27 protein-coding genes and 1 pseudogene are annotated in these 25077 nt (G+C 75.6%); 10 read left to right on the top strand and 18 right to left on the bottom strand.

Annotated elements, in window-relative coordinates; all coding sequences use genetic code 11:
* Positions 1-72: 72 nt before the first annotated feature.
* Complete coding sequence (locus DMH08_RS27590) at positions 73-369, bottom strand: helix-turn-helix domain-containing protein (RefSeq protein WP_034518196.1); 297 nt, start codon at positions 367-369, stop codon at positions 73-75.
* Positions 370-758: 389 nt separating this feature from the next.
* Here DMH08_RS27590 and DMH08_RS27580 point away from each other — a divergent pair, with 389 nt between their 5' ends.
* Complete coding sequence (locus DMH08_RS27580) at positions 759-1964, top strand: helix-turn-helix domain-containing protein (protein ID WP_084550344.1); 1206 nt, start codon at positions 759-761, stop codon at positions 1962-1964.
* Here DMH08_RS27580 and DMH08_RS27575 read toward each other — a convergent pair.
* The gene (locus tag DMH08_RS27575; RefSeq protein ID WP_125618665.1) at positions 1945-2172 is read right to left on the bottom strand and encodes a hypothetical protein; all 228 of its coding nucleotides are present in this window, start codon (positions 2170-2172) and stop codon (positions 1945-1947) included. The two genes, DMH08_RS27580 and DMH08_RS27575, sit on opposite strands and share 20 nt — an antisense overlap.
* A 206-nt stretch (positions 2173-2378) precedes the next feature.
* On the opposite strand from DMH08_RS27575, the gene DMH08_RS27570 reads away from it, so the two are divergent.
* Positions 2379-3125 carry a GntR family transcriptional regulator gene (locus DMH08_RS27570; RefSeq protein WP_125618663.1) on the top strand — a complete coding sequence of 249 codons (747 nt, stop codon included), beginning with the start codon at positions 2379-2381 and terminating at the stop codon, positions 3123-3125.
* A gap of 1 nt (position 3126) precedes the next feature.
* Complete coding sequence (locus DMH08_RS27565; protein ID WP_125618661.1) at positions 3127-3702, top strand: NUDIX domain-containing protein; 576 nt, start codon at positions 3127-3129, stop codon at positions 3700-3702.
* Positions 3703-3722: 20 nt separating this feature from the next.
* Here the strand turns inward: DMH08_RS27565 and DMH08_RS27560 are convergent, their stop codons facing one another.
* The 6 genes from DMH08_RS27560 to DMH08_RS27535 all read right to left on the bottom strand — a co-directional run bounded on the left by DMH08_RS27560 (position 3723) and on the right by DMH08_RS27535 (position 11037).
* Positions 3723-4292, bottom strand: coding sequence for a TetR/AcrR family transcriptional regulator (locus DMH08_RS27560; RefSeq protein WP_125618659.1), 570 nt, complete (start codon positions 4290-4292; stop codon positions 3723-3725).
* A gap of 12 nt (positions 4293-4304) precedes the next feature.
* Positions 4305-5861, bottom strand: coding sequence for an MFS transporter (locus DMH08_RS27555; protein ID WP_125618657.1), 1557 nt, complete (start codon positions 5859-5861; stop codon positions 4305-4307).
* A gap of 134 nt (positions 5862-5995) precedes the next feature.
* Positions 5996-7669 (bottom strand): DUF4153 domain-containing protein, encoded by a 1674-nt coding sequence (locus DMH08_RS27550; protein ID WP_125618655.1) that lies wholly within the window; start codon positions 7667-7669, stop codon positions 5996-5998.
* On the bottom strand, positions 7666-8718 hold the full coding sequence (locus tag DMH08_RS27545) for a HAMP domain-containing sensor histidine kinase (RefSeq protein WP_034518194.1): 1053 nt from the start codon (positions 8716-8718) through the stop codon (positions 7666-7668). The genes DMH08_RS27550 and DMH08_RS27545 overlap by 4 nt, the downstream gene beginning before the upstream one ends.
* Positions 8715-9464 carry a response regulator transcription factor gene (locus DMH08_RS27540; protein ID WP_026402880.1) on the bottom strand — a complete coding sequence of 250 codons (750 nt, stop codon included), beginning with the start codon at positions 9462-9464 and terminating at the stop codon, positions 8715-8717. Before DMH08_RS27540 ends, DMH08_RS27545 begins: the two co-directional genes overlap by 4 nt.
* A gap of 94 nt (positions 9465-9558) precedes the next feature.
* On the bottom strand, positions 9559-11037 hold the full coding sequence (locus DMH08_RS27535) for a glutamate--cysteine ligase (RefSeq protein WP_026402879.1): 1479 nt from the start codon (positions 11035-11037) through the stop codon (positions 9559-9561).
* 152 nt (positions 11038-11189) lie between these two features.
* Here DMH08_RS27535 and DMH08_RS27530 point away from each other — a divergent pair, with 152 nt between their 5' ends.
* Entirely contained in the window at positions 11190-12488 is a 1299-nt protein-coding gene (locus tag DMH08_RS27530; RefSeq protein WP_233617840.1) for a sensor histidine kinase, read from the top strand.
* On the opposite strand, the gene DMH08_RS27525 is transcribed toward DMH08_RS27530, so the two are convergent.
* Positions 12472-13494: an Acg family FMN-binding oxidoreductase gene (locus DMH08_RS27525; protein ID WP_026402877.1), complete on the bottom strand. Its 1023-nt coding sequence runs from the start codon at positions 13492-13494 to the stop codon at positions 12472-12474. The two genes, DMH08_RS27530 and DMH08_RS27525, sit on opposite strands and share 17 nt — an antisense overlap.
* A gap of 156 nt (positions 13495-13650) precedes the next feature.
* Here DMH08_RS27525 and DMH08_RS27520 point away from each other — a divergent pair, with 156 nt between their 5' ends.
* The gene (locus DMH08_RS27520; RefSeq protein WP_125618653.1) at positions 13651-14280 is read left to right on the top strand and encodes a DUF6461 domain-containing protein; all 630 of its coding nucleotides are present in this window, start codon (positions 13651-13653) and stop codon (positions 14278-14280) included.
* On the opposite strand, the gene DMH08_RS27515 is transcribed toward DMH08_RS27520, so the two are convergent.
* Positions 14225-15763 (bottom strand): FAD-dependent monooxygenase, encoded by a 1539-nt coding sequence (locus tag DMH08_RS27515; RefSeq protein ID WP_125618651.1) that lies wholly within the window; start codon positions 15761-15763, stop codon positions 14225-14227. The genes DMH08_RS27520 and DMH08_RS27515 overlap by 56 nt on opposite strands.
* Positions 15764-15814: 51 nt before the next feature.
* Here DMH08_RS27515 and DMH08_RS27510 point away from each other — a divergent pair, with 51 nt between their 5' ends.
* Positions 15815-16444 (top strand): TetR/AcrR family transcriptional regulator C-terminal domain-containing protein, encoded by a 630-nt coding sequence (locus tag DMH08_RS27510; protein ID WP_125618649.1) that lies wholly within the window; start codon positions 15815-15817, stop codon positions 16442-16444.
* Between the two features lie 12 nt (positions 16445-16456).
* Positions 16457-17074, top strand: coding sequence for a DUF6461 domain-containing protein (locus tag DMH08_RS27505; protein ID WP_125618647.1), 618 nt, complete (start codon positions 16457-16459; stop codon positions 17072-17074).
* Positions 17075-17090: 16 nt separating this feature from the next.
* Here DMH08_RS27505 and DMH08_RS27500 read toward each other — a convergent pair whose 3' ends face one another.
* A complete protein-coding gene (locus DMH08_RS27500; RefSeq protein WP_125618669.1) occupies positions 17091-18044 on the bottom strand; it encodes a helix-turn-helix transcriptional regulator in 954 nt (317 codons plus the stop codon).
* Between the two features lie 67 nt (positions 18045-18111).
* Here DMH08_RS27500 and DMH08_RS27495 point away from each other — a divergent pair, with 67 nt between their 5' ends.
* Positions 18112-18318: a hypothetical protein gene (locus tag DMH08_RS27495; RefSeq protein WP_125618646.1), complete on the top strand. Its 207-nt coding sequence runs from the start codon at positions 18112-18114 to the stop codon at positions 18316-18318.
* Between the two features lies 1 nt (position 18319).
* The gene (locus tag DMH08_RS27490; RefSeq protein ID WP_026402873.1) at positions 18320-18751 is read left to right on the top strand and encodes a VOC family protein; all 432 of its coding nucleotides are present in this window, start codon (positions 18320-18322) and stop codon (positions 18749-18751) included.
* Between the two features lie 21 nt (positions 18752-18772).
* Here DMH08_RS27490 and DMH08_RS27485 read toward each other — a convergent pair whose 3' ends face one another.
* Together DMH08_RS27485 and DMH08_RS27480 are read right to left on the bottom strand one after the other, a co-directional pair.
* Positions 18773-19645, bottom strand: a complete 873-nt coding sequence (locus tag DMH08_RS27485) for an alpha/beta fold hydrolase (protein WP_125618644.1) — start codon at positions 19643-19645, stop codon at positions 18773-18775.
* A gap of 38 nt (positions 19646-19683) precedes the next feature.
* Positions 19684-20223, bottom strand: coding sequence for a dihydrofolate reductase family protein (locus DMH08_RS27480; RefSeq protein ID WP_026402871.1), 540 nt, complete (start codon positions 20221-20223; stop codon positions 19684-19686).
* A gap of 109 nt (positions 20224-20332) precedes the next feature.
* On the opposite strand from DMH08_RS27480, the gene DMH08_RS27475 reads away from it, so the two are divergent.
* Complete coding sequence (locus DMH08_RS27475) at positions 20333-20986, top strand: TetR/AcrR family transcriptional regulator (RefSeq protein WP_026402870.1); 654 nt, start codon at positions 20333-20335, stop codon at positions 20984-20986.
* 30 nt (positions 20987-21016) lie between these two features.
* Here the strand turns inward: DMH08_RS27475 and DMH08_RS27470 are convergent, their stop codons facing one another.
* From DMH08_RS27470 to DMH08_RS40390, 5 genes and pseudogenes are all read right to left on the bottom strand, one after another.
* The gene (locus DMH08_RS27470) at positions 21017-21892 is read right to left on the bottom strand and encodes an alpha/beta fold hydrolase (protein WP_125618642.1); all 876 of its coding nucleotides are present in this window, start codon (positions 21890-21892) and stop codon (positions 21017-21019) included.
* Positions 21889-22479, bottom strand: coding sequence for a DUF1707 SHOCT-like domain-containing protein (locus DMH08_RS27465; RefSeq protein ID WP_026402868.1), 591 nt, complete (start codon positions 22477-22479; stop codon positions 21889-21891). Before DMH08_RS27465 ends, DMH08_RS27470 begins: the two co-directional genes overlap by 4 nt.
* A gap of 26 nt (positions 22480-22505) precedes the next feature.
* Complete coding sequence (locus DMH08_RS27460) at positions 22506-23246, bottom strand: MIP/aquaporin family protein (protein ID WP_051300768.1); 741 nt, start codon at positions 23244-23246, stop codon at positions 22506-22508.
* A gap of 357 nt (positions 23247-23603) precedes the next feature.
* The gene (locus DMH08_RS27455; RefSeq protein ID WP_026402867.1) at positions 23604-24152 is read right to left on the bottom strand and encodes a YceI family protein; all 549 of its coding nucleotides are present in this window, start codon (positions 24150-24152) and stop codon (positions 23604-23606) included.
* 94 nt (positions 24153-24246) lie between these two features.
* Positions 24247-25077 (bottom strand): annotated as a pseudogene (locus DMH08_RS40390) (hypothetical protein); the annotation flags it as partial.

Here is a 25077-nt window from a genome sequence, read left to right as displayed (position 1 = left end):
GGAGGGGAGGGCCGGGCGGCGCCCCCTCCCCCCAGGCGCCGCCCGGCCCTCCCCTCCCGCGCGACCGCGTTCTCAGGCGGCGTCGGTGAACTGCACGGTCAGCTTCGCTCCGAGCGCATGGGCGATGCGGTCGAGCACTCCGATGGTCGGCGTGGGCCCGCCAGCTTCCAGCCGGGAGAGGGCGGGCTGCGTCATGCCGGCCCTCCTGGCGAGTTCGGCCTGCGACCAGCCCATGGCCTGGCGCCGTTCCCTGACGGCGTTTCCCAGTTCGAAGGCGATGCGGGCCTCCTCCCGTCCGGCGCGGACCTCGTCGTTGTCGCGGCCCGCGCCCGGCACCCAGCGCGCATGGGGGCTCTGCTGCTCTCCCATTGCCTCACACCTCCCTGATGTAGTCCGTCCGTGCATGGCCGTGCTCGTCCTGGCACACCTTCATGGCCCGCACCGCACGCTCGATCTCCGCGACCTCGCGGTCCTGCGTCTTATAGAACACCGTGAGCAGGATGACTCGCCTCCCTGTGGAGATGTGAGATGTCGTCGGGAGGGGCGGCCGGTTCTGGTCGGATGTCGACCTAGACTTTCGCCCTGACCGGTCCACGGGTCATGATTTGCCCCACACTGGTCTCATAAGTAGGTAATTACCCCGTGTGTGTGGCGCGGAACGCAGGGGAACCGAGCGGCGGGGAGGGTACGTGTCGGACGACGGTTCGAGCGCCACCGGGCGACCTTGGGCGGATCTGCCCAGGGAGTTGGCCGATCACATGCGGCCGCACCTCGACGAGGTGGCGGACGACATGATGCAGGAGATCCAGACGCGGGTCCGCGAGTACGACCGGCCGGGCGACGGGGCCTACTCGGGCACCCTGCGGCAGGCCGTGGAGCGCGTGCTGCACTACTTCGTGGACCGGGTGGCGGATCCGGACCACGAGCCCGCGTCCGTGACCGACTTCTTCCGCGCGATCGGGCGCGGCGAGGCCGGCGAGGGCCGCAGCCTCGACGCCATGCAGACCGCGATGCGGGTGGGCGGCATGATCGCGTGGCGCCGGATCACCGAGGGCGCCGACGCGCTGCGCGTCCAGCCCCGCACGCTGGGCGCGGTCGGCGAGGCGCTGATGCTGTTCCAGGACGAGCTGGCGCACGCGGCGGCGGAGGGCTTCTCCCAGGCCAAGGCCGAGGTGGCCGGGGAGATGCAGCGGCGCCGCAAGCGGCTGCTCGACCTGCTGTTCGCCGACCCGCCGGCCGGGGCGGAGGCCGTCGCGGACCTCGCGGCGGCCGCGCACTGGCCGCTGCCGCGGACGGTCGCGGCGGTCGCGCTGGGCCGGCAGGTCCGCGACGACCGCGGGACGGCGTTCCCGCCCGACGTGCTCGCCGACCTGACCCGCCGCACCCCCAGCCTGATCATCCCGGACCCGGACGGCCCCGGCCGCGCGAAGCTCGTCGACCGGGCGCTCGCCGGGACCCCGGCCGTCGTCGGCCCGACCGTCCCGGTCATGGAGGCGGGCCGCTCGTTCCAGTGGGCCCGCAAGACGCTGTGCCTGGTGCAGCGCGGCGTCATCGAGGGCGACGGGGTGGTGCGCAGCGTGGAGCACATGTCCACACTGATCCTGTTCCAGGACGAGGGGCTCACCACGGCGCTCGCGGACCTGCGGCTCGCGCCGCTGGCGCACCTGCGGCCGAGCCAGCAGGACCGGCTCGCCGAGACGCTGCTGGCGTGGCTGCAGTCGGGCCGCAACGCCAACGAGGTCGCGATGCGCCTGCACGTGCACCCGCAGACCGTCCGGTACCGGCTGCGGCAGCTCGAGGAGCTGTTCGGCGACCAGCTCCTGGACCCGGACCTGCGGTTCGACCTCGAGATCGTGCTGCGCGCCCGCGCGCTGCTGGCGGCGGGGCCGGGCGAGCACCTGATCCCGTCCGCGAAGGCGGCCGTGGGGGACAGCGGCGAGGTCGTCAGCTTCCGGCGGACCTGACCCGCAGCCGCTCGGCGGTGGCGACCCGCTCCGCCAGCCGGGTCTGCGCGTCGCACAGCAGCCACAGCTCGCCCTCGTCGAGGGCGACGATCTCCTCCAGGCAGCCGTTCAGCAACTGGTAGTCCGTCAAGGGCGTCACCCGGGTGGCGCGCAGGCCACGGTCCGAGCGTTCGCTGTGCCAGCCGGGCATGCACATGGACACCGACATCACCGCGGACTCCTTGGTCGGCCTATGGTAGGACTACCGTAGGCGGCCGGGGGCCGTGTCACAACGTGTTCGGCAGAACACGGACAGAGATTGTCGCGGTGCCCGGCGCGGCTCGGGAGCGAGGTGAGCCTGACGGTACCGGCCCCGGGCCCGGACGCGGTGTGAGATCGTGAGATCGACGTACGCAGTTCGGAGCAGGATCGGGTATGCCGCGACCCCCCACGAAGGCGCAAGCGATCACCAGTGCGCTGGCCGCCCGGATCGTCGAGGGCGAGCTCGACCCGGGCGCGTGGCTGCCCTCCGAGCGCGAGCTCGCCCGCGAGTTCGGCGCCGACCGCTCCACCGTCCGCCGGGCGCTGCGGATGCTCGCCGGGCAGGGCCTCGTCCGCGTGGAGCACGGCTCCGGGGTGCAGGTCCGCACCACCGGGCGGATCCGCCGCGCGGCGTCCGACATCACCCGCCAGGTCGGCGGCTGGCGCGGCTTCCACGTGTCCGCGCAGGGCACCGGCACCCCCTTCACCCGGACGGACGTCGCGGAGGTCGCCGCGGACGAGCGGCTCGCGCGGCGCCTCGCGGTGCCCGCCGGGACGCGGCTGCTGCGGCGCGCCCGCGTCCAGGGCGTGGAGGGCGAGCCGCCCGTGCAGACGGCCACGACCTGGGTGCCGCTCGACGTGGTGGAGCGGGTCCCGGTCCTGCGGGAGGTCGACACCGGGCCCGGCGGGATCTACTCGCGGCTGGAGGAGGCGGGGCTCGCGATCGTGTTCGAGGAGACGGTCACCTGCCGGCTGCCGCGCGCGGAGGAGCAGGAGGTGCTGGAGATCGGCCCGGAGCAGCCGGTGCTGACGCTGTGGCGCCGCGCGCACGACCAGGACGGCCGCGTGGTCGAGGTGACCCACCGGGTGGTGGCGGGCCACCGGCACGAACTCATCTACCGATACGGGGCGGGAGTCTGACATGTCCGACCTCCAGGAGGGCGACGGGGCGGACGGCAGGCGCCCCGCCGTGCGCCGGATCGCGTCGCGCGTCGTGTACGAGAACCCGTGGATGGTCGTCCGCGAGGACGAGATCGAGCGGCTCGACGGCTCGCGCGGCATCTACGGCGTCGTCGACAAGCCCGACTTCGTGCTGGTCGTCCCGGAGGAGAACGGCGGCTTCCACATGGTGGAGGAGTACCGCTACCCGATCGGGCGCCGGACGTGGAACTTCCCGCAGGGCTCGGCGCCCGGCCGCGCGCACGTCGAGCCCCTGGAGCTGGCCCGCCGGGAGCTGGCCGAGGAGACCGGGTTCACCGCCGGACGGCTGCGCCGCATCGGCTACCTGAACTGCGCGCACGGCACGAGCGGCCAGGGCTTCACGGTCTTCCACGCGACCGACCTGACGCCCGGCGAGCCGGACCGGGAGGTCGAGGAGCAGGACATGCGGCAGCGGTGGGTGTCGCGCGCCGAGTTCCGCGAACTCGTCGCGACCGGCCGGATCACCGACGACTCCACCCTCGCCGCCTACGCCCTGCTCGCCATCGCGGCCGGCTGACACCGGACGCCCGCGGCGGGTCAGCGGGCCGGCCGCAGCGCCGTGCCGAGGACCGCGCGGATGCGGTCGGGGTCGGCCTCGCCGTCGCCGAGGAGGACGGCCGTGCACAGGCCGTCGGCCAGCGCCACGAACGCCGCGACCGCGTCGGGGTCGTCGGTGCGGGTCCGGGCGAGTTCCGCGACGTTGTCGCGCCAGCGCCGGGCGGCGGGGCGCAGGGCGGGCCGGCGGGCCGCCAGGGTCGACAGCTCCCGTTCGGCGAGCGCGCGCTCCCGGCCGTCCCCGCCCGATTCGGCGATGAGCCGGGCGAGGCCGCCGACCGGGTCGTCCGCGGACTCGATGAGGCTGCGGATGCGGCGGGTGTACTCGTCGGTGACGCCGGTCAGGGCGGCGATCAGCAGGTCGTCCAGGGTCGCGAAGTAGTAGAGGGTGAGGCTGGTGGTGATCCCGGCCTCCTTGGCGACGGCGCGGTGGGTGACGCCGACGGCGCCGTCGCGGCGGACGACCGCGAGGGTCGCCTCGATGATCTGCGCCCGGCGGCGCCGCCCGCGCAGCCTGCGCCCGTCGGACGTGTCGTGTTCAGCCGCCGTCATCCCGTTCACCGGTCATGGTCGCTCCTGCCCGACGAGGCTACCGGCTGCGTCCGCCTCCGGCCGCGCCCCGGGGCCGGGGGCGCCGAGCGGCGGGACGCGGCGCAGTGCCGTGAAGCAGGCGAGGGCCGCGGCCGCCACGGCGATGCCCGCGACCGCGGCGGCGGTGTTGAGGCCGCCGGTGAACGCGGCCCGCGCGGGGTCGAGGGCCCCGGCGGGCAGCCCGTCCGCGAGGGACGCCGCGCCGGCGAGGCCGTCGCCGTAGGTCTCGGCCGCGGCGGCGGAAAGCCCGGCCGGCACCTCGACCGTGCCGCGGTAGACCACCGCGGTGAGGCTGCCCAGGACCGCGACGCCCACCGCGATGCCGAGTTCCTGGACGGTCTCGGAGAGCGCGGCCGCCGACCCGGACCGCTCCGGCGGCGCCGAGCCCACGACGATGTCGGTGCCGAGCGCGGCGACGACCCCGAGTCCGAGGTAGACGAACGCGAACCCGGCGATCACGGTCGGCTCGTCGTCCGTCCCCGCGCGGGCGAGCAGGGCGTATCCGGACAGCGACAGCGCCAGCGTGGCCGCCATGACGATCCCGGGCGACACCCGGCGGGCCAGGAGCGGGGCCCCGATGGCGCCGGCGAGCATGGCGAGGGCGGGCGGCCCCATCAGCAGCCCGGCCTCCGTCGGCGTGAGCCCCTCGACGAGCTGCAGGTACTGGGTGACCAGGAACATCACGCCGCCGAAGCCGACCAGGCCGACCAGCAGGACGCCGAGTGCGGCGGAGAAGGCCCGGCCGGTGAAGAGCCGCAGGTCGAGCAGCGGTTCGCGCAGCCGCAGCTGGCGGCGGACGAACGCGACCGCGGCGCCGCCGCCGATGAGGGCGGCGGCCGCCGCCCGGAGGTCGCCGCCGTGCGCGGCCGCGTGCTTGATCGCGTAGACGAGCGACAGCAGCGCCACCAGGGACGACGCGACGCTCGGCAGGTCGATGCGGCCGGCGCGGGTCCGGTGCTCCGGGAGCAGGACGGGCGCGGCGGCCAGCACGAGCGCGGCGACCGGCACGGCGACGAGGAAGACCGCCCCCCACCAGAAGGCCGAGACGAGCGCCCCGCCCGCGACGGGGCCCGCCGCCATCCCGAGGGCGAACATCGTCGCCCACACCCCGATCGCCAGGGCCCGCTGCCGGGCGTCGGTGAACATGGTGCCGATCAGCGACAGCGTGGAGGGCATGAGGGTGGCGCCGGCCGCGCCGAGCAGGGCGCGCGCCGCGATCAGCCAGGGCGCGCCGGGGGCGAACGCCGCGAGGACGGAGGCCGCGGCGAACGCCGCCATTCCGATCATCAGCAGGCGGCGCCGTCCGATCCGGTCGCCGAGGGTCCCCATCGTGATGAGGAGCCCCGCGATGAGGAAGCCGTAGACGTCCATGATCCACAGCGTTTCGGCGGCGGTCGGTTCGAGGTCCGCGGCCAGGTTCGGGACGACGAGGTAGAGCGCCGTCACATCGAGTCCGAGCAGCATGGTCGGCGGCGCGAGCAGCGCGAGACCACCCCACTCCCGCCGTCCGGCGCGTGCCGACCGTGCCATGCCCGTCCCCGCCTCGCCTCAATAGTTGAACTAGCGTACTACTTGTACCATAGTTCAAATTGTTGGACGGAAAAGGGGCGCCGTCCCCCCGGAACGGCGCCCCTTCGCCTTCGCGGCCTTCCGGCCCCGGCCTCCTAGTCCCCCGGCGCCGGCGTGCGGGTCAGGTTGTCAGGGGTCGACAGCCGATAGCAGATGACGGGGTCGTTCGCGTCGCGGACCACCGGGCTGCGGTCGAGGAGGTCGCGGGCGCGGGCGCGGGACAGGTTCGCGGCCGTCGCCGGCTCGTCCTCCGCCAAGTCCCCGGCGACCTGCCGCAGGGCGCACGACCGCAGCGGCTCCGGGAGGCGGTCCAGCGCCGGGACGGCGTCGGCCGACAGGTTCCCCAGGTACAGCACGTCGATCTTGCCGGTGGCCGCGAACCGGTCGACGTTCCGCTCCGCGATGAACGCGTCCGGGTTGAGCGCCGCGAGCGCGAGCAGCGCGGCGGCGCCGCTGCCCGCGACCGCGCGGGGCAGCAGCGACCGGCGGTACCCGAACACCGCGCCGACCCCGCCGAGCACCACGACCAGCCCGAGCCACATCTCGAACGCGTGCACCCACAGCCGCATCCGCGTCCAGCCGAACGCCTCCTCGTACAGGTACAGGCGCCGCAGCGCGACCGCGACGACCACCAGCGTCAGCGCGCACAGCAGCCCCAGCAGGACCCGGACGCTCACCCGGTCGGCGCGCGCGGCCGACGGGGCCCACGTCATCGCCAGCGCGATGACGGCGATCACGAGGACCGTCACCACCACGAGCTGGAAGAAGCCCTGCCGCGCGTACTCGGCGTAGGTGAGGCCGGTCTCCGCGAGCAGCGCGTCCTTGTCGGCGGCGAGGAACACCCGGGCCTGGACGGCGCAGAAGGCGAGGAACAGCAGGTCGAGCGCGGCGATCGGGACGATCCACGACCAGCGCCCGGCCGGGGCGGGGCGCGCCGGGGTGAGCATGTGCAGCGGCGGCGGCGCCTGCGCGAGGTGGACGCCCGCGAGCGCGGCGAGCATCGTGGCGACGAACGCGAACGTGTAGACGAACGTGCTGCCGCCCGAGATGTCCGGGATGAGGCCGGCCGCGAGGTCGCCGAACGCCGCGTCCGCCCCCGCGAAGAGCGCGCCGAACACCAGCAGCAGCCCGGCCGCGATCAGCCCGGTGCGGATGACGGGCCAGGTCACGCCGCGTCCCGACGACGCCGCCCGGCTCACGCCGCGCGCCGCCCACGGCAGCATCCGCAGGGCGGCGAACGGGTAGGCGACACCGCCGCCGATCAGCTCGACCCACGACCGTCCGCCCGTCGCCGCGTACGAGGCGACCGGCATGGCGAGCAGCAGCGCGAGCACCGTGATCCAGTCGGCGTCGCGCACCGCGGCCACCCCGACCAGGGCGAGCGCGAGCAGCGCGAACGCGGCCGCGGTGAGGTTGGCGCGGCGGACGCCCCGGCGCCGGGGCGTCGCGGGCGCCACCAGCCGTCCGGCCCGCTGCGCGGCGGCGGCCGCGACGGCCGCGACGGTCGCGGCGACGATCGGCAGACCCACGCCGTAGGAGTTCTCCAGCATCATCGGGCCGAGCGTCAGCGCGCCGACCGCGCCCGCCCCGGCCGCCGCCGCGACGAACGCGGGGCGCAGCGGCTCCGGCTGCTTCCAGCGCCGGTACATCCGCTGCGTCTTCGTCGGCTTCAGGAAGTACGGCGGCGGCACGGGCCCGTACACGCGCGGCGGGCCGGCGGGCGGCGGGCCCGGGGGCTTCTTCTGCAAGGACACCGGCGTATCGGTCATGCGGAACCTCCGGGGTTCGGGGGGATGACGACGCGGATGCGGCAGCCGGCGGGGACGTCGAGGACGGTGATCTCGCCGCCGTGCAGGTCGGTCGCCCAGCGGGCGATGGCGAGACCGAGCCCGGTGCCGCCACCGGGCGTGCCCGCGCGCGGGCCGGACGCGGCGCCGCGCGAGAAGCGTTCGAACACCCGCGCCCGCTCCTCGGGCGGGATGCCGGGGCCCCGGTCGGCGACCTCCACGACGAGGCCGCCCGACGGGCCCGCGGCGCGGGCGGTGAGCGTGACGGGCGTGCCCGCCGGACCGTGCCGGGCGGCGTTGTCCAGCAGGTTCGCGACGATCTGGTGCAGCCGGTCGCGGTCCGCGACGGCCTGCAGGCCGGGCGGGACGTCCGTCTCGAACACGGCCTCGGGGTGCCCCGCGGCGGCCTCCGCGACGACGTCGTCGACGAACGCGGCGGCGTCCATCCGGTCCGGTTCGAGCGGCGTCGCGCCCGCCTCCGCGCGGGACAGTTCGAGGAGCTGCGTGACGAGCCGGCCGAGCCGCTCGGTCTGGTCGAGCGCCGACTCCAGCACCTCGGGCGACGCGGGGGTGACGCCGTCCGCGACGTTCTCCAGGACGGCCCGCAGCGCGCTGATCGGGGTGCGCAGCTCGTGCGAGACGTTCGCGACGAACTCGCGGCGCTGCCGCTCGACCTCCGCGAGGTCGGCGGCCATCCGGTTGAACGCCTCCGCCAGCTCCCCGACCTCGTCGCGGGACGTCGTCCGCACCCGGCGGCTGTAGTCGCCGCGGGCCATCGCGCGCGCCGCCGCCGTCATGGCGCGCAGCGGCGCGGTCATGCCGTGCGCGATGAGCTGGATGACGCCGAGCGAGATCAGCACCGTCACCGGCAGCGTCTCCCGCGCCCGGAAGCCCAGGCGGTAGCCCCACAGGACGGTCAGCACCGCGACGCACGTGGTCACGACGACCACGACGCCGAACTTGACCCGGATGGAGCGCAGCGGGTCCAGCGGCCGGGGCAGCCGCGCCCACAGCCGCCGCACCGTGCTCATGTCGCGTCCTCCAGGCCGTACCCGACGCCGTGCACCGTGCGGATGAGGCCCTGCCCCAGCTTGCGGCGCAGCGCTTTGACGTGGCTGTCGACGACCCTGGTTCCGGACGCGTCCGTCCAGTCCCACACCTGTTCGAGCAGCACGGCGCGGGTCAGGACGGTGCCGCGGTTGCGCACCAGGCACGCGAGCAGGTCGAACTCGATCGGGGTGAGGTGGACCTCGCGGCCGTCCCGGCGGACGCGCCGCGCCTCCGGGTCGATCTCCAGGTCCCCGACCCGCAGCGGCTCCGCCCGGCGCGCGCCGCCCGCCGGTCCGCCGTCGCCGCGCGGCTCCGGCTCCGGCGCCGGGCGCTCGACGCGGCGCAGCACCGCGCGGATGCGGGCGACCAGCTCGCGCATGCTGAACGGCTTGGTCACGTAGTCGTCGGCGCCGACGCCGAGGCCGACGAGCAGGTCCGTCTCGTCGTCGCGGGCGGTCAGCATCAGCACCGGGACGGGACGGTCGGCCTGCACGCGGCGGCACACTTCCAGGCCGTCGAAGCCCGGCAGCATGACGTCGAGGACGATCAGGTCCGGCCGCCAGTCCCGGGCGCGCTCGACGGCGGCGGGGCCGTCGGCGGCGGTCGCCACCGCGAACCCCTCCGCCGCGAGGCGGTCCGCGACCGCGCGGGCGATCGTCGGTTCGTCCTCGACGACGAGGACGCGCTGCGCGGGGGCGTCCGTCCCGCGGTTGCCGTGGTGCGTCACGGCACCCGACTCTAGAAGCCCGCTATGGAGGCCCTGGGGGCGAAATGTGCGGATCCTGTGAAGATGGCGGGCCCGACGCCCCGCTCAGGGCCGGCTACGCCCCGACCGGCCACGTGTGGACGGGCTCGTTGCCCCGCATGTGCGCCGCGTACGCGCGCGTCATCATCCGCAGCGCGTCGTGCCGGGACGTCCCGGACCGCTCGATCTCCTCCACGGTCGCGACCTGCCAGGCGGCGCCCGTCCGTCCGGTCACGCACCGGCGCTCGATGATGCCGAGCAGCCGGTCGCGGCGCGCCGGGTCGACGCCCCACCGGTCGAGGCCCTCGTAGGCGAGCGGCAGCAGCCGCCGCAGCACCAGTTCGGCGGCCGGGACGTTGCCCATCCCCGGCCAGTACATCGTGGCGTCCATGCCGTCCCGGGCCGCGCGGTGCAGGTTCTCCTCCGCGGTGTTGAACGACATCCGCGTCCACACCGGCCGGTCCTCCTCCGCCAGCATCCGCACCACGCCGTAGTAGAACGCGCCGTTCGCCACCACGTCCGCCGCGGACGGCCCCGCCGGGAGCACCCGGTTCTCCACCCGCAGGTGCGGGCGGCCCTTGAACACCGCGTAGATCGGACGGTTCCAGCGGTAGACCGTTCCGTTGTGCAAGGTCAGCTCGCCCAGCTGGGGGACGCCGCCCTCGTCCAGCACGGCGAGCGGGTCCTCGTCGTCGCACAGCGGCAGCAGCGCGGGGAAGTACCGGGTGTTCTCCTCGAACAGGTCGAACACCGACGTGATCCAGCGCTCCCCGAACCACACCCGCGGCCGGACGCCCTGCGCCTTCAGCTCGTCCGGGCGGGTGTCCGTCGACTGCTCGAACAGCCGGATCCGGGACTCCTGCCACAACCGGTGGCCGAACAGGAACGGCGAGTTCGCCGCCGTCGCCACCTGCGGGCCCGCCACCGCCTGCGCCGCGTTCCAGTAGGCGCCGAACTGGTCCGGGCTGACCTGCAGATGGAACTGGACGCTCGTGCACGCGGCCTCCGGGGTGATGTTGTCCGCGTGCATCCGCAGCGGCTCCGCCCCGTCGATCGCGATGTCGAACTCCTCGCCGCGCGCCGCGAAGATCTGGTCGTTCAGCATCTTGTACCGCGCGTTGGCCGACAGCGTCTCCTCACCGATGTCGCTGCTCCGCAGCGTCGGCAGGATGCCGATCATCACGAGCCGGCCGCCGACCTCCTGCGCCCGCCCGTCCGCGTGCAGCAGGTGGTCGAAGACCTCCGACTCCAGCTCGCCGGCGCCCTCCCCGCCCAGCTCCCGCGGCGGGATGTTGATCTCCAGGTTGAACTGGCCCAGCTCGGTCGCCCACGCGGGGTCGGCGATCGCCTTCAGCACGTCCGCGTTGCGCATCAGCGGGTCGCCGACCGCGTCGATCAGGTTGAGCTCGATCTCCAGCCCGATGTGCGGGCGCCGGAAGTCGAACTGGGACTCGCCCAGCATGCGCGCCAGGACGTCCAGGCACCTGAGTACCTTCTCCCTGTACCGCCGCCGATCCTCGCCGCTGATGTTGGCCGAGGCCACGTCCCTGCCCATGTGTCCGTCCCTGGTGCTCTGGGGGGAACCGTCATAAAACGGGATGTCCCCCTTAGCAGGGGTGAAAACTTGTCGCCGACGTTTCGGGCCGCCGATTCGTGACCGCTCGGTAGCATGCGGGTCAAGCCCCGGTCACGTGACACTCTGTGATGATGGGAGTGCCCTTGCGGATGCGCCCCCGGTCGATCAGGACCCGGGACACCGTCGTCGCCGCCGTGATCGCCGCCCTCGTGTTCGGCGCGTCCGCCGTCGGAGTCGACGTCGCCGTGCGCACGACCGTCCACGCCGAACTCCTCCAGCGGACGCAGGCGGACGCGCGCCGCGTCAGCGGCGGCCTCCGCGACGGCACCCTCCCCGCCCCCATCCCGGACACCCGCGGCGACATCGTGCTGCAAGTGGTCGAACCGGGCGGACGCGTCCGGAACGCCAACGCGGCCGCTACGGACGGTCCGCCGGTGAGCACACTCTGGCCGTCCAGTCACATGCGGGTCCGCGACTACACCGAATGCCGCGGCTCCTGGCCGAACCGCGACTGCTCCGTCGTCGAGGCCATCCGCGTCAGCACCGCCCCCGACTCCCCGGTCGTCTACGCCGCCCTGGCCGCCTGGGTCACCTGGCGCGTCGTCGGCCGCACCCTCGGGCCCGTCGAGGCCATCCGCGCGCAGCTCGCCGAGATCAGCGCCACCGACCTGTCCCGCCGCGTCCCCCAGCCGTCCGGCCGGGACGAGATCGCCCAGCTCGCCCGCACCGCCAACGCCACCCTCGACCGGCTCGAGAAGGCGGTGGCCCGGCAGCGGCAGTTCGCCTCCGACGCCTCCCACGAGCTGCGCACCCCCATCGCCGGCCTCCGCGCCAACCTCGAGGACGCCGCCGCGCACCCGGACGACAACGACCTGCGGGCCGTCGTGAAGTCCGCCCTGCGCGACACCGACCGCCTCGAGTCGATCGTCACCGACCTCTTGCTCCTCGCCCGCATCGGCACCGGCGGGACCGTCGCCCACGAACCGGTCGACCTCGCGGAGCTCGCCGCCGCCGAGCTCCGCCGCCGCACGTCCGCGCACGAGGTCGCCACCGACCTCGCGCCAGGCGTCGCCGTCTCGGCCGTCCGCGTGCAGCTCGTCCGGCTGCTCGGCAACCTCCTCGACAACGCCGAGCGCTACGCCGACACCCGCGTCACCGTCGAGGTGGGCCGCGCCGACGGGTGGGCGCTCCTCACCGTCGCCGACGACGGCCCCGGCATCCCGCCGTCCGACCGCGAACGCGTCTTCGAGCGCTTCACCCGCCTCGACACCGCCCGCAGCCGCGGCGCCGGCGGCACCGGCCTCGGCCTCGCCATCGCCCGCGAGATCGCGCACGCCCACCGCGGCACCCTCACCGTCGCCGCCGCCGGCACGGGCGCCCGCCTCACCCTCCGCCTCCCCCTCGCCGACCGGGTCACGCCTCCTCGGTGAGGACGTCCTCGACGGGACGGCGGACCGAGTGCGGCGCACCGCCCTCGGGCACGCCGAGCCGCAGCAGCATCTGCGGGTGCCCGCCGTCGCAGAACCGCAGCCGCAGCACGGTGCGCAGCTCGGGGACCTGCAGCGACTGGGTGTGGAACGCGGCGGCCAGGCCGTACCCGGCGGCGCGCAGCAGCATCCGCTGGAGCGCCTGCCCCGCGCGGAGGCGGTCCACGGCCGTGTCGCCGGGCGTCGTCAGCAGCACCGCGTCCCCCGCCCGGGCCGTCCCGCCGCCGTCCGCGGGTTCGGCGCCCCAGTCCCGGCCGCCCGCGAAGTCCCGGGAGGGGAAGTGCGGGGCGGTCCGCGGAGCGTGCCGGGGGTAGGCGGCGGGCGGGACGCCGTCCCGGCGCGGCGCACCGGGCGGCGGCGCCCAGCGGGCGATCTCCGCCGCGTAGTCGGGCAGCCGCCGCTGGATCTGCTCCGCGGCGTTGGACAGGGCGGCGACGGCCGTCTCGTCTCCCGTGTCGCCGAGCCGGACGAGCCCGGCGCCCTCCTGTCCCGCCGCGTGCCGCAGCGCCGCGACCGCCTCCGCGGGCACCGGTTCGGGCCCGAACCCGCCGCGGTGGCTGCGGCGGCGCCGGACCTGCGCGTGCTCCCGCACCACCTCGTCGCCCGCGGGCCCCGCGCCGGGTTCCACGTCGATCTCGGCCAGCAGGGTCGGACGGCCCGGGACGGGCAGCGGCCGCACCAGGAACCCGTAGCCCCGCACCCGCAGCGCCAGCCGCAGGGTGTACAGGGCGGCGCCGCAGCTGATCAGCAGCTCGCGGCCCGCCGGGTCGACGACGTCCAGCCGGCGGCCGGCGTCCGCGTGCAGGCTGATCCGCGTCCCGCGCACCCCGAACCGCCACGGCTGCGTGTTGTGCACCGACGGCGCCCACACCGCGTCCTCGACGGCGTCCCGGACGTCGGTCGGCACGCCGCCGGACCCGGCGGGTGCGCGCGTGTTCCTCGTCTGCATGATCACTGTCCCCTCTCCGGCGGAAGCCCACCATCCGGGGGACGGCCCCCGGTAGGGCCGAAGGTCCGTCGCGGACGGGACGTTCGGCGCGCCGCGCGCCCCGGGGGCGTCCCACGTTCGTGAGAAGCTGCCTGTTCGTTCCCGAAGGAGGACGAGATGGCCGACCCCCTCGCCCCGTTCCACTGGCTCGACGAGCACGGCGGCGCCCTCGACGACATCTTCTGCGTGTCGTTCCTCCGCGGCGTCGCCCCCGCGGAGGTCCTGCGCCGCTTCGGCCCGGACGGGACGGTCGGCCGGGAGATGTCGTTCGGGGACCTGTCGGACACGGTCGCGGAGTTCCTCTCGACGACCAGCGGCGGTTCCGGCGGGCACGTGGGGGTGCTCGAGGCGAGCGGCTGGAGCGTCGCCGTGGAGCTGTGGGGCTGGTTCGGCGCCCAGGACGCGGGCGGCCTCTCGGACGGCTGCGAGGTGGTCGCGGTCTCCCGGCACGACTACGCCGAGGACGCCTTCTGCTACGCCGTCGACGGGGAGGTCGTGACCGGTTTCGTCCCGCACAGCCCCGCCCGGCGCTGGGGCCGCGACCCCGACCGGCTCAACCCGCTCCTCCGCGAGCTCGACCTGCCCACCGACCCCCTGGACGACGACGCGTGGGAGGCGTCCTGGGACCGCCTGTTCGAGCACAAGATCGCCCGCGTGTTCGCGCTGGCCGCGAAGCTGACCGGCGTCCCCTTCACCCGCCCCCTCCTCGACTTCCCGCTCCTGGTCGGCCCGACGACCCGGCGCTGACGCGGCCGCCGGACGGACGCGCCTCGCCGGGTCCCGCGAAGCGCCCGGCCACGGCGGCCGCCAGGCCGTCGGGGTCGGCGGTGTCGGCGGCCCACGCGACGTGCCCGTCCGGCCGGACGAGCGCGGCCCGGACGCCCGCCCACTCCGCGCCGGGGCCGGCCGCCGGGCCGGAGTGGACCGTCAGCCGGTGCGCGCCCGCGGGCGGCGGCGCGTCGCCCGCCAGGTCGAGGAGGACGTGGCGGCCCGCGTGCAGCAGCGTGAAGAGGGTCGTGCCGGCGAGCGCCAGGTCGGGGGCGCGGCGCCCGGTCAGCGGGTGCGCGCCGGGCGGGGCGGGGTAGGCGACGCCGAGGCCCGTCAGCCGCAGGGCGAGCGCGTCCGCCAGGTCCGGGACGGCGGCGACGAGTCCGCCGAGCAGGGCCCGCAGCGCCTGCCCGTCGGAGTCGAAGGCGGTCATCAGCGCGGTCTGCGCGCGGGTCGCGAGGAGCAGGTCGGCGCCGACCGGGTGCCGTTCGGCGTGGTAGCCGTCCAGGAGGCGGCCGTCCGGGGCGTCGCCGCGGACGGTCGCGGCGAGCCGCCAGCCGAGGTTCGCGGCGTCCTGCAGGCCCACGTTCAGGCCGACGCCGCCGGCGGGGAAGTGCATGTGGGCGGCGTCGCCCGCGAGCAGGACGCGTCCCGCGCGGTACCGGTCGGCCTGCCGCGCCGCGTTGCCGAAGGTCGACAGCCAGTGCGGGTCGCGCATGCCGAGGTCGCCGCCGGCGATCCGGGCGACCTTGGCGCGCAGCCCGTCCAGGGTCGGGTCGCCCGGCCAGTCGGCGCCCAGCCACGCGGGGTCGGTGCCGACGACCCGGTGCAGCGTCTCCGTCAGCGGCACCACCATGACCCCGCCCGCCGGGCCGGAGACGCTGAGCGCCCCGCCCGGCGGGGGATCGTCCAGGACGACGTCGGCCAGCCAGCCCCACGCGGTCGCGGGGGTGCCGGGGAAGCCGATGCCGGCCGCGTCCCGCACCGTGCTGCGCGTCCCGTCGCAGCCGACGGCGTACCGGGCGTCGAGGACGTACGGCCCGGCGGGGCCGGCGGCCTCGATCCGCACCCGCTCGCCGTCCTGGGTGAGGCGGACGGCCCGGTGGCGGCGCAGCACCCGCGCGCCCATGGCGACGGCGTGCTCTTCGAGGAGCTCCTCGGTGCGGGCCTGCGGGAGCGCGAGCGTGAACGGGAAGGGGGTGTCGAGCCCGCCGAACGGCAGCCGCTCGTCGAGGGCGCCGAAGTGCCCGCCGGGGATGCGGCGGCCGTCCGCCAGGAAGCGGTCCGCGATGCCGCGGGACGCGAGGAGCTCCAGCGTGCGCGGGTGGACGGTCAGCGCCTTCGACCGCGCGTCGCGTTCGGCGCGCGCCTCCAGCACCGTGACGTCCGCTCCGCCGAGCCTCAGTTCCGCGGCCAGCCACAGCCCGACCGGCCCGCCGCCGACGATGACGACCTGTTCCACGCGTACCTCCTTGGTCACTGACCAACAGCGGTCCCCCAGTACACTAGGTCGGTGACCAAGACGCAAGGGGGCGACGGCCGGCGCGACCCGCTCGGACCCGGCGAGGTCGTCCGCGCCGCCCTGGACCTGCTGGACAAGCGGGGCGCCGCGGGCGTCTCCGTCCGCGGCGTCGCCGACCGGCTCGGCGTCCGCATGAACACCGTCCTGTGGCACGTCCGGAGCAAGGCGCGGCTGCTGGAGCTGATGGCGGACGCGATCGTCGCCGGCGCGCCCCTCGACGGCCTGCCCGCCCGCGGGGACGAGCGCGCCCGCGGGCTCGCGCACCGGTACCGCCGCGCCCTGCTCGCCCACCGCGACGGCGCCGCCGTCGTCGCGGGCACGTACGCCGCGGAACCCGCGACGCTCCGCTTCGGGGACGCCCTGATCGGCGCGCTCCTCGACGGCGGCCGCCCGGAGCGCGAGGCGGCCTGGACCGCCTGGAGCCTCATCTACTTCACGCTCGGCCTCGCCCAGGAGGAGCAGGCCGCCCCGGACGCCCTGGCGTCCGAACTCGGTGAACGCGTCGACCCGGAGCGGCACCCGGCCCTGGCGCGGGTGCTCCCCCACTTCGCCTCCACGGCCTTCGACGACCGCTTCGACCACGGCGTCTCGCTCATCCTGCGCACCCCGCCCCCTCCGTGAGACGGTGGCGGAATGACCGATCCGCTCGCCCCGTTCCGCTGGCTCGACGCCCCGGAGGACGGGCTGGACGAGGTCTTCTGCGTGGCGCTCTTCCCCGGGCTGACCCCGTCCGAGGTGCTGCACCGGTTCGCTCCCGGCGAGGCCGGCCGGGAGGTCGCCTTCGCCGAGCTGTGGGACGTCGGGGACGAACCGGCGCTGGAGGCCGAGGGCGGGCAGGTCGGCGTCGTCCAGGCGAGCGGCGGCAGCGCGGCCGTCGAGATCGGCGGCCGGACCGCCGTCCTGCCGGAGTGCTCCGCCCGCCTGTCGCGCGGCTGCGAGCTGGTCGCCGTGGCCCGGCACGACCACGCCGAGGACCGGTTCGTCTACGCCGTCGACGGCGAGGTGGTCTGCGGGTTCGTTCCGCCCCTGCCGAAGGACGGGTGGGGGAGCGACCCGCACCGCATCGACGCGGCGCTGCGCGGCCTCGGCATCCCGACCGACCCCGGCGGCGACCGGCGCGCCGAGTTCGCGCGCCTGCACCCGGACAAGCTTCCCCGGACCTTCGCGCTCGCCGCCGAGCTCACCGGCGTCCCGTTCACCCGCGAGCTCACCGCCTTCCCGTTCCTGACCGCCCCCATCACCGTCCGCTGACCCGGCCCGAGGGGCGTCAGCCGGGTCCGGCCAGGGCGGCGAGGCGGCGGGCGAGGCGGGCGGCGGCGGCGCGGAGCTCCGGGGGGTCGAGCACCTCCGCGTCGAACCCGAGCCGGACGATGTGGAGGGCGAGCCGGTCGAGGTCGTCGCCGCCCGCGACGAGGACGCACCGGCCGCCGCCCTCGTCCTCGACGCGGCCGACCTGCGGCGGGATCAGCTCCCGGACGCGGTCGGCCGCCGCGTGCACCCGGACGCGCGCGACGTACCGGTAGGGCCGCTCGGTGACCGAGCGCTGCACGTACGCGACCGGGTCGGGGTGCTCGCGCGGCCGGAACCGCCAGGTCGTCGCCGCGACGCCGCCCATCCGGTCGAGCCGGAAGGTGCGCCAGCCGTCCCGGTCGACGTCCCAGGCCATCAGGTACCAGCGGCGGCTGGTGGCGACCATCCGCACCGGCTCGACCGTCCGTTCGCGGTCGCCGCCGCCCCGGCCCGGGTACCGGAACCGCACCCGGACGGTGTCGCGGCACGCCCGCGCGAGCGTGACGAGCAGGTCCGGGTCGACCTCGACGCCGGGGCCGACGAGGGTGTCGGTGGCGCTGCGCACCGCGCCGACCTCGGCGCGCAGCCGCGGCGGCATGACCTGGTCGAGCTTGGCGAGGGCCCGCAGCGCGGCGTCGCCCGTCCCGGCGACCGTGCCGCCGGACGCGAGCCGCAGCGACACCGCCGTCGCGATCGCCTCCTCGTCGTCGAGCAGCAGCGGCGGCAGCCGGGCGCCCGCGCCGATCCGGTAGCCGCCGCCGACGCCCGCCGCCGCGTGCACGGGGTAGCCGAGCGCCCGCAGCCGCTCGACGTCCCGGCGCACCGAGCGGTCGGTGACGCCCAGTTCGGCGGCGAGTTCGGCGGCCGTCCAGGACGGGCGGCGCTGCAGGAGCGCGAGCAGCCGCAGCACCCGCTCGGTCGTCCCCTCCACGGTCACGCGGCCATCGTCGCACGATCGCGGAACGTACCTGTCCGCTATTGGGGGAAGACTCGGGACCATGACGTGGAATTCCCCGCTCAGAGAGCAGCTCACCTGGCTCCGGGACCACCGGTTGCGGGCGCGCCTCGACGGGCTCACCGATGACGAGTACTTCCGGGAGCCGGTGCCCGGCTGCTGGAACCTGCGGCCGCAAGGCGCCGGCCACCTGTCCGAGGTGTCCCTGCTCCGCGACCTCTACCTGCACACTCGTCGGGAGGCGAGCTGATATGGACGTCCAGATCACTTTCGACTGCGCCGACCCGGCCGCGCTCGCCGCCTTCTGGGCGGAGGCCCTCGGCTACCGGGTGCAGGAGCCGCCGGCGGGCTTCGCCACGTGGGACCAGGCCCTGGAGGCGTGGGGCGTGCCGCCCGAGAGGCGCAACGACGCGTCCGCGGCGGTCGACCCCGCGGGCACCGGGCCGCGGCTGTTCTTCCAGCGGGTGCCGGAGCCCAAGCGGGTCAAGAACCGCATGCACCTGGACGTCCGGGCCGCCCCGGGGCTCGAAGGCGAGGCGCGCATGGCCGCCCTGGAGGACGCGGCCGCGCGCCTCGTCGCCCGCGGCGCGACCCGGCTGGAGCGGCACGAACCCGAGCCGCCGATGGGCTTCGGCCACATCGTGATGGCCGACCCCGAGGGCAACGAGTTCTGCCTCGACTGACGCCCGTCCCGCCGCCGCGGGTCAGGCCGGGACGGCGCGGACGAGTTCGGCGTGGATGATGTCGGCGCAGGCGGCGGCGTCGAGGGCGAGGCCCTGGTGGTCGCCGGGGAAGGCCAGCGGCTCGACACCGAGCCGGTCGGCCAGGACGCGGGACGACAGCGCGGGGACGCCGTCGCCCGAGGCCGCGCCGACACCGACGGCGACCGGCACCCGGGCGGCGCGCAGCGCGTCGAGGTCGGGCGTGAAGCGCAGCACCGGCAGCAGCACGTGGGACAGGAAGAAGTCGAGGTTGCCCTGGATGCGGCCCATCATCTCCAGCGCCTCGGGCGGCATCTGGGAGGGGTCGGGCATCGCCGGGGGCGCGGCGTTCTCCCCGTCGACGGTGGTGATGAACTTGCCCATCGCCGCGCCGGCGCCGTGCTCGCGGTAGGTGTCGTGCACGTCCTGGAAGGCGGCCCGCCACCGGTCGCGGTCGGGCAGCAGTTCGGGCAGCGGCGGCTCGTGCACGATCAGGGACCGGACCTGTCCGGGGTGGCGGGCGGCCAGGGCCAGGGCGGTGAGGGCGCCGCCGCTGTTGCCCAGCACGTGGGCGGGCCCGCCGCCGAGGGCGGCCAGCAGGCGGTGGGCGTCGTCGGCGAAGACCGCGACGCCGGTGTCGGCGGGCGGTCCGGTCAGCGTGCTGCGGGACAGTCCGCGCTGGTCGTAGGTGACCACGGTGTAGCGGTCGGCCAGCGCGGCCGCCACGGCGGTCAGCGCGCCGGCGTCGGCGGGCCCGCCGGGGATCATCAGCAGCAGCGGCCCGGCGCCCCGGACCTCGTAGTGCAGGCGCGCACCGGGCACCTCGAGCGTCTTGGTCTCGGCTTCGGTCCGGACGAGGGGCTGGACGTCGTTCATGGCGTGCTCCGTTTTCGTTCGATCGGGTGGGGGGTAGGTCAGGCGGGACGGTAGGTCAGGTCGAGGACGCCGTTGGCGAAGGCGGCCGACCGGGCCAGCTCCAGCGGGATCGGCGGGGCGCCTTCGGGGAACAGGCGCATGCCGGTGCCGACGACCAGCGGGTGGACCAGCAGCCGCAGCTCGTCCAGCAGGCCGGCCGCCAGGAGGGTGCGCACCAGGCTGATGCTGCCCGCCACGGTGATCGTGCCGCCGGGCCCGTCCTTGAGCTTCCCGACCGCCGCGGCCGGGTCGCCCTCGATCAGGACGGAGTTGCGCCAGGCGACCTCCCGCAGGGTCGTGGACGCCACGACCTTGCGGATGCCGTTGATCGCCTCGGCCAGCCCGCCGGTCTGGTGCGGCCACACCGCGGCGAACGCCTCGTAGGTGACCCGGCCCAGCAGCAGCGTGTCGGCCTCGGCGTACATCCCGCCGACCGCCTCGCTCATCTCCGGGCCGAGGTACGGGAAGTGCCACTTCTCCGGCGCCTCCACCACGCCGTCCAGCGAGACGAACAGTCCGGCCACGATCTTCCGACGCAATTCCCCACCTCCTGAGCAGGTGAAACGCTATGTGGATGCCGTCCACATCGGGGTGTGGAGGGATCATGGCATACTTAAGTGGACGCTGTCCACTTGAGAGGTTGCGGTCATGTCCGAGCGCTCCGGCAAGCCCACCCGCGACACCTACCGCCACGGCAATCTGCGCCAGGCGCTCCTGGAGGCGGGCACCGAGCTGGCCCGTGCCGGGGGCCCGGACGCGATAGCCCTGCGCGAGGTGACCCGGCGGGCCGGGGTCGCCCCCAACGCCGCCTACCGGCACTTCCCGAACCGCGACGCCCTGGTACAGGCGGTGTCCCTCCAGGCCATGGGCGAGCTGGCCCGCGCCATGGAAGAGGACCTCGCCGCACTGGATCCGGTCGACGACGCGGCCCGGGGCGCCCGTGCGCGCTTCCGCGCCGTCGGCACCGGCTACCTGCGCTTCGCCCGCGCCGAACCCGGGCTGTTCCGCGCCGCCTTCTACGTCCCCGACGACATGGCCCGGGCGGAGGCCGCCGCCTCCGCGGGCCAGAGCGGCCTGACCCCGTTCCAACTGCTCGGCGCCGCCCTGGACGAGCTGGCCGCCTGCGGCCTCATGCCGCCGGAACGCCGCCCGGGAGCCGAGTTCCTGGTCTGGTCGTGCGTGCACGGCCTGGCGGTCCTGCTCATCGACGGCCCCCTGCGCGGGCTCTCCGACGAACTCGCCGGCCCGGCCGTGCACGACCTGATCGACCTCGTCGAGAAAGGTCTGCGACCGGACCCCTAGAGCCGGTCCGGGCCGCGCCGCCGCGGGCGGCTAGCGTGCGGCGGCCGTCCGGTCGAGGAGCCGGGCGAGGACGTCCGCGGGGTGCGTCCACAGGAGCGCGCCGCCGATCCCCGGGACGACGCGGCGGTGCGCGCCGGGGATCCGGGACGCGAGGAACGCCCCGTTGTCGGGCGAATGGGACGTGTCGTGCTCGCCGTACCAGAGGTCGACCGGGACGGCGATGTCCGCGAGGGCGAACGGCCAGCGCCCCATGGCCAGGACCGTGTCGCGCGCGTACCCGGCCGCCGCGCCCTGCGCGAAGCCCTCCGCCAGGGCCCGGCGGTAGGCCGCCGCGAAGCCGGGCTCGGTGTAGACCGCCAGGTCGCATTCCGGGGCGCCGCCCGTCACCATGCCCCACATGGCGTCCGCGCCGAAGCCCGCGAAGCGCGCTTCGGCGGCGGCCGGGTCCGCCGCGACGGCCTCGACGAGCCCGCGCAGTTCGGCGGGGAGCCCGGCGGCGAACTCGGGCGCGGCCACCTCGTCCGAGCCGGAGACGACGGCCAGCCCGGAGACGGCGCCCGCGGCCGCGCAGGCCAGCGCGAACGGGGCGCCCTGCGAGTTCCCCACCATCGCCGGGCGGCCCAGCCCGCGCCGCTCCGCGAGTTCCCGCACGTCGGCGGCGAAGTCGGCGAACGTCCGTCCGGGGGCGGGCGTCGACGCGCCGAGGCCCGGACGGTCCAGGGAGACCAGCCGGACGCCGAGGCCGTCCACGGCGCCCGCACCGAACCCGAGCCGGCGGCTCGTGGCCGCGCCCGGGGACAGCAGCACGGGGACGCCGTCCGGCGGGCCCCACTCGGCCCAGCCGAACGTCCGCCCGTCCGGCAGCCGGGTCTCGCCGGTGCGGGCGGGGTCGGCGACGTACGTCATCGCGGCGGGTTCCTCTCCAGCTTCCGGCGCTCCCACCGGTTGGGGTGGCGGACGACGACGCCGCCGAGGCCGCCGGTGCCGCTGAGGCGCACGAGCGGCGTGCCCGGGAGCCGGTCGGGGGTGGTCTTGTCCCGCAGCCCGCCGAGGCCGCCGTCCACCCCGCCGCTGTCGACCGCCCACCCGTCGGGGACGACGATGACGACGCCGGCCGTCTGGCCGTCCACGTCCACGAGGACCTCGGGCAGCGGGCACCGCGTCCGGGTGAAGTCGATCTTGACGCCGCCCATGCCGCCGTGCGCGGTGATGCGCGGCGGCACCTCCCAGCGCCCGGTCCGCGCGGCCCCGTGCATCCCGCCCTTGAGGACGAGCGGAGCGGCCGCGACGACGGGCGGCAGGTCCGCGGTGAGCGGTGCGAGGTCGGCGTGGGTGCGGGCGGTCAGCGCCGCCTCCAGCCGGGTCTCGAGCTCGTCGAGCTCGATCCGGCCCTCGGCCGCCGCCTCGCGCAGCCGCTCCACGGCGGCGTCCCGCTCGGCGTGGGAGACCCGCAGGTCGGCGCGAGGGGAGCGATCCGGGACGTCTGCGGTCATGGGCCGATCATACGGGCGATCGGCACCTACCGGTCGGCGTCCGGGGGCGGCAGCGGCGTCTCCTTGGCGGGTCGCTGCAGGAGGGCGTGCCCGGCCGCCGCGACGGCGGCGCCGACGAGCGGCGCGACGATGAACAGCCACACCTGCTCCAGGGCCGTCCCGCCCGCGACGAGCGCGGGCCCCAGGCTGCGCGCCGGGTTCACCGACGTCCCCGTGATCGGGATGCCGACGAGGTGCACGGTCGTCAGCGCGAGGCCGATCGCGACGCCGCTGACGGCCGGGATGGCGGTCGTGCTCGTCATGGCGAGCACGGCGAACACGAACAGCGCGGTCAGCACGACCTCGGCGAGGAACGCGCCGCCCGCGTCGATCCCGATGAGGCTGGCCTCGCCCCACCCGTCCGCGCCCAGCCCGGTCTCGGACCGGACGTACGCGGGCGAGTTCGCGAACGTCCCCCACAGCAGCAGCGCGCCGAGGATCCCGCCGGCGAACTGGGCGATCCAGTAGCCGACGGCCTCGACCGGGGTCATCCGCCCGGCGAGGAGCACGCCCAGCGTGACGGCCGGGTTGACGTGGCAGCCCGAGACCGGCCCGATCGCGTACACCAGCACGAGGAGCACGAACCCGAACGCCAGCGCCGTCGCCACGACGCCCGCCGCGGGGCTCGCGCCGGCCAGGGCGAACCCGAACGACAGCGTCGCCACGCCCACCGCGAAGTAGACGAGGAGCAGCGTCCCCACGAGCTCCGCCGCGAATTTCCGCGCCACGTTCCGACCTCCCCCGATGCGTGCCGCCGACGGGGGTACCCCCGCCCGCGCAAGATCAACTCGACGCCGCGAGGCTTGGCCGCCCCTTGGCCGGCCGTTGGGACCCCGTGCGTCCGGGGCGGCGCCCAAAGGGGCGTTCACCGACTCAAGGAGGTCGCGGCGTGACCGAAGAGTTCGTCCATACCGGCTATCCCCGGAACCCAGATCGTGGAGTTCGGCGGACTCCCCGTGCTGGACGCGCTGCCGTCGCGGAGAAGCCGGGACCTGCGGGAGCGCGCCGCGGGTCACGCCCGCCGAACGGGAAAGGGGCCGTCCACCCGGTGGGTGGACGGCCCCTCGCCGCGCGGGAGGCGCGGGTCAGGCGCGGACGGCCTGGATCTCGAGCTGGATGTCGACCTTGTCGCCCAGGAGGGCCTTGTCGCCGCTCAGCGGCACGTTGAACTCGATGCCCCAGTCGCGGCGGTTGATCTGCGTGGTGGCGGAGAAACCGGCGCGGGTGCCGCCCCACGGGTCCTCGCCGACGCCGTGGTACTCGACCTCGAGGGTCACCGGGCGGGTGACGCCGCGGATCGTCAGCTCGCCGTCGACGTAGTGGTCGCCGCCCTCGGAGCGGACGCCCTTGGTGGCGAACGTCATCGTGGGGTGGTTCTCGACGTCGAGCACGTCGGACGAGCGGACGTGGCCGTCCCGGTCGGCGTTGCGGGTGTCGATCGACGCCATCGTGATCTCGGCGGTCGCGGTCGTCTCCGACAGCTCCTCGGCGACCTGGACGGCGCCGGAGAACTCGGTGAACGAGCCGCGCACCTTGGTCATGAGGTGGCGGATCGTGAACGTGACCTCGGAGTGGCTCGGGTCGATGTTCCAGGTACCGGCGGTCAGCTCGGGCGCGACGGCGGCGATGCTCATGAAGTGCTCCTATGTGCTTGAAAGTTCAACGACCTGCTCGCAGGTTAGTTGAGTGTTCAAACACTGTCAAACCCCGTGATTGTTCCCGGGATGCTCAGGAATGTCCGCCGGAGCGCAGGGCGCCCAGGAACCGGGCGTTCGACTCCACCGCGCGGGCGGTCAGCTCCTCGCGGGCCAGCCGGACCGCCTCCAGCCCCGCGTCGCGGGCGAGGTCGGGGTGCCCGGCGAGGCTCGCGGGCGCGTCCGGCGGGAGGGCGGCGTCGGCCGCCCGGAGGCACTGCTCCCACTCGCGGTGCGCGCGGACGGCGTCGTCGACGGGCTCCAGGTACGCGGAGATTTCCGCGATCACCTCCGCGTCGGCCCGCCGCGCCGCGGCGACGGCCGCGGCCTTCGGCCGCAGCGCCTCCCGCACCCGGTCGGTGGCGGCGTTCGCCGCGAGGTCGTCGATCTCGGCGACCAGCGGCGCCCGGTCGCGCATCCGGGCCGCCATCGCCCACTCGGCCTCGTGCAGCGCGGCCAGCACGGGCGCGGCGTCGAACGCGGGGGCGAGCAGCCGCCCGGCCTCCGCGACGCGCTCCCGCGCCCGCCGGACGTCCGCGAGCCGCGCGCGCTCGACGGGCCCGAGGTCCGCGGGGTCGATCGCGCGGTCCCGTCCGACCACGTGCGTGACGCCGCGGGTGCCGAAGGCGAGGAAGATCGCGTACGCGAACCCGTGCAGGATGCCGAACGGGGCCGTCACCGTCCCGAACGCCTCCGCCAGGGCGATCGCCCACACCGCCCAGACGCCGAAGAAGCACCCGATCAGCGCCGCGCTCTGCGCCCCCGTCGCCCGCCGGTCCGACGCGCCGGCCGGGACGTACGCGAACGCCGCGGCGATCCCGGCCGGCGCGTCGGACCGGCGGGCGACGGGGGCGCAGGGGGCGCA

The sequence above is a fragment of the Actinomadura sp. WAC 06369 genome (genome assembly GCF_003947565.1).
GTDB lineage: Bacteria > Actinomycetota > Actinomycetes > Streptosporangiales > Streptosporangiaceae > Spirillospora > Spirillospora rifamycini.
The sequence above is the reverse complement of the archived record's forward strand: the minus strand, read 5'-3'. Positions and strand labels throughout refer to the sequence as shown.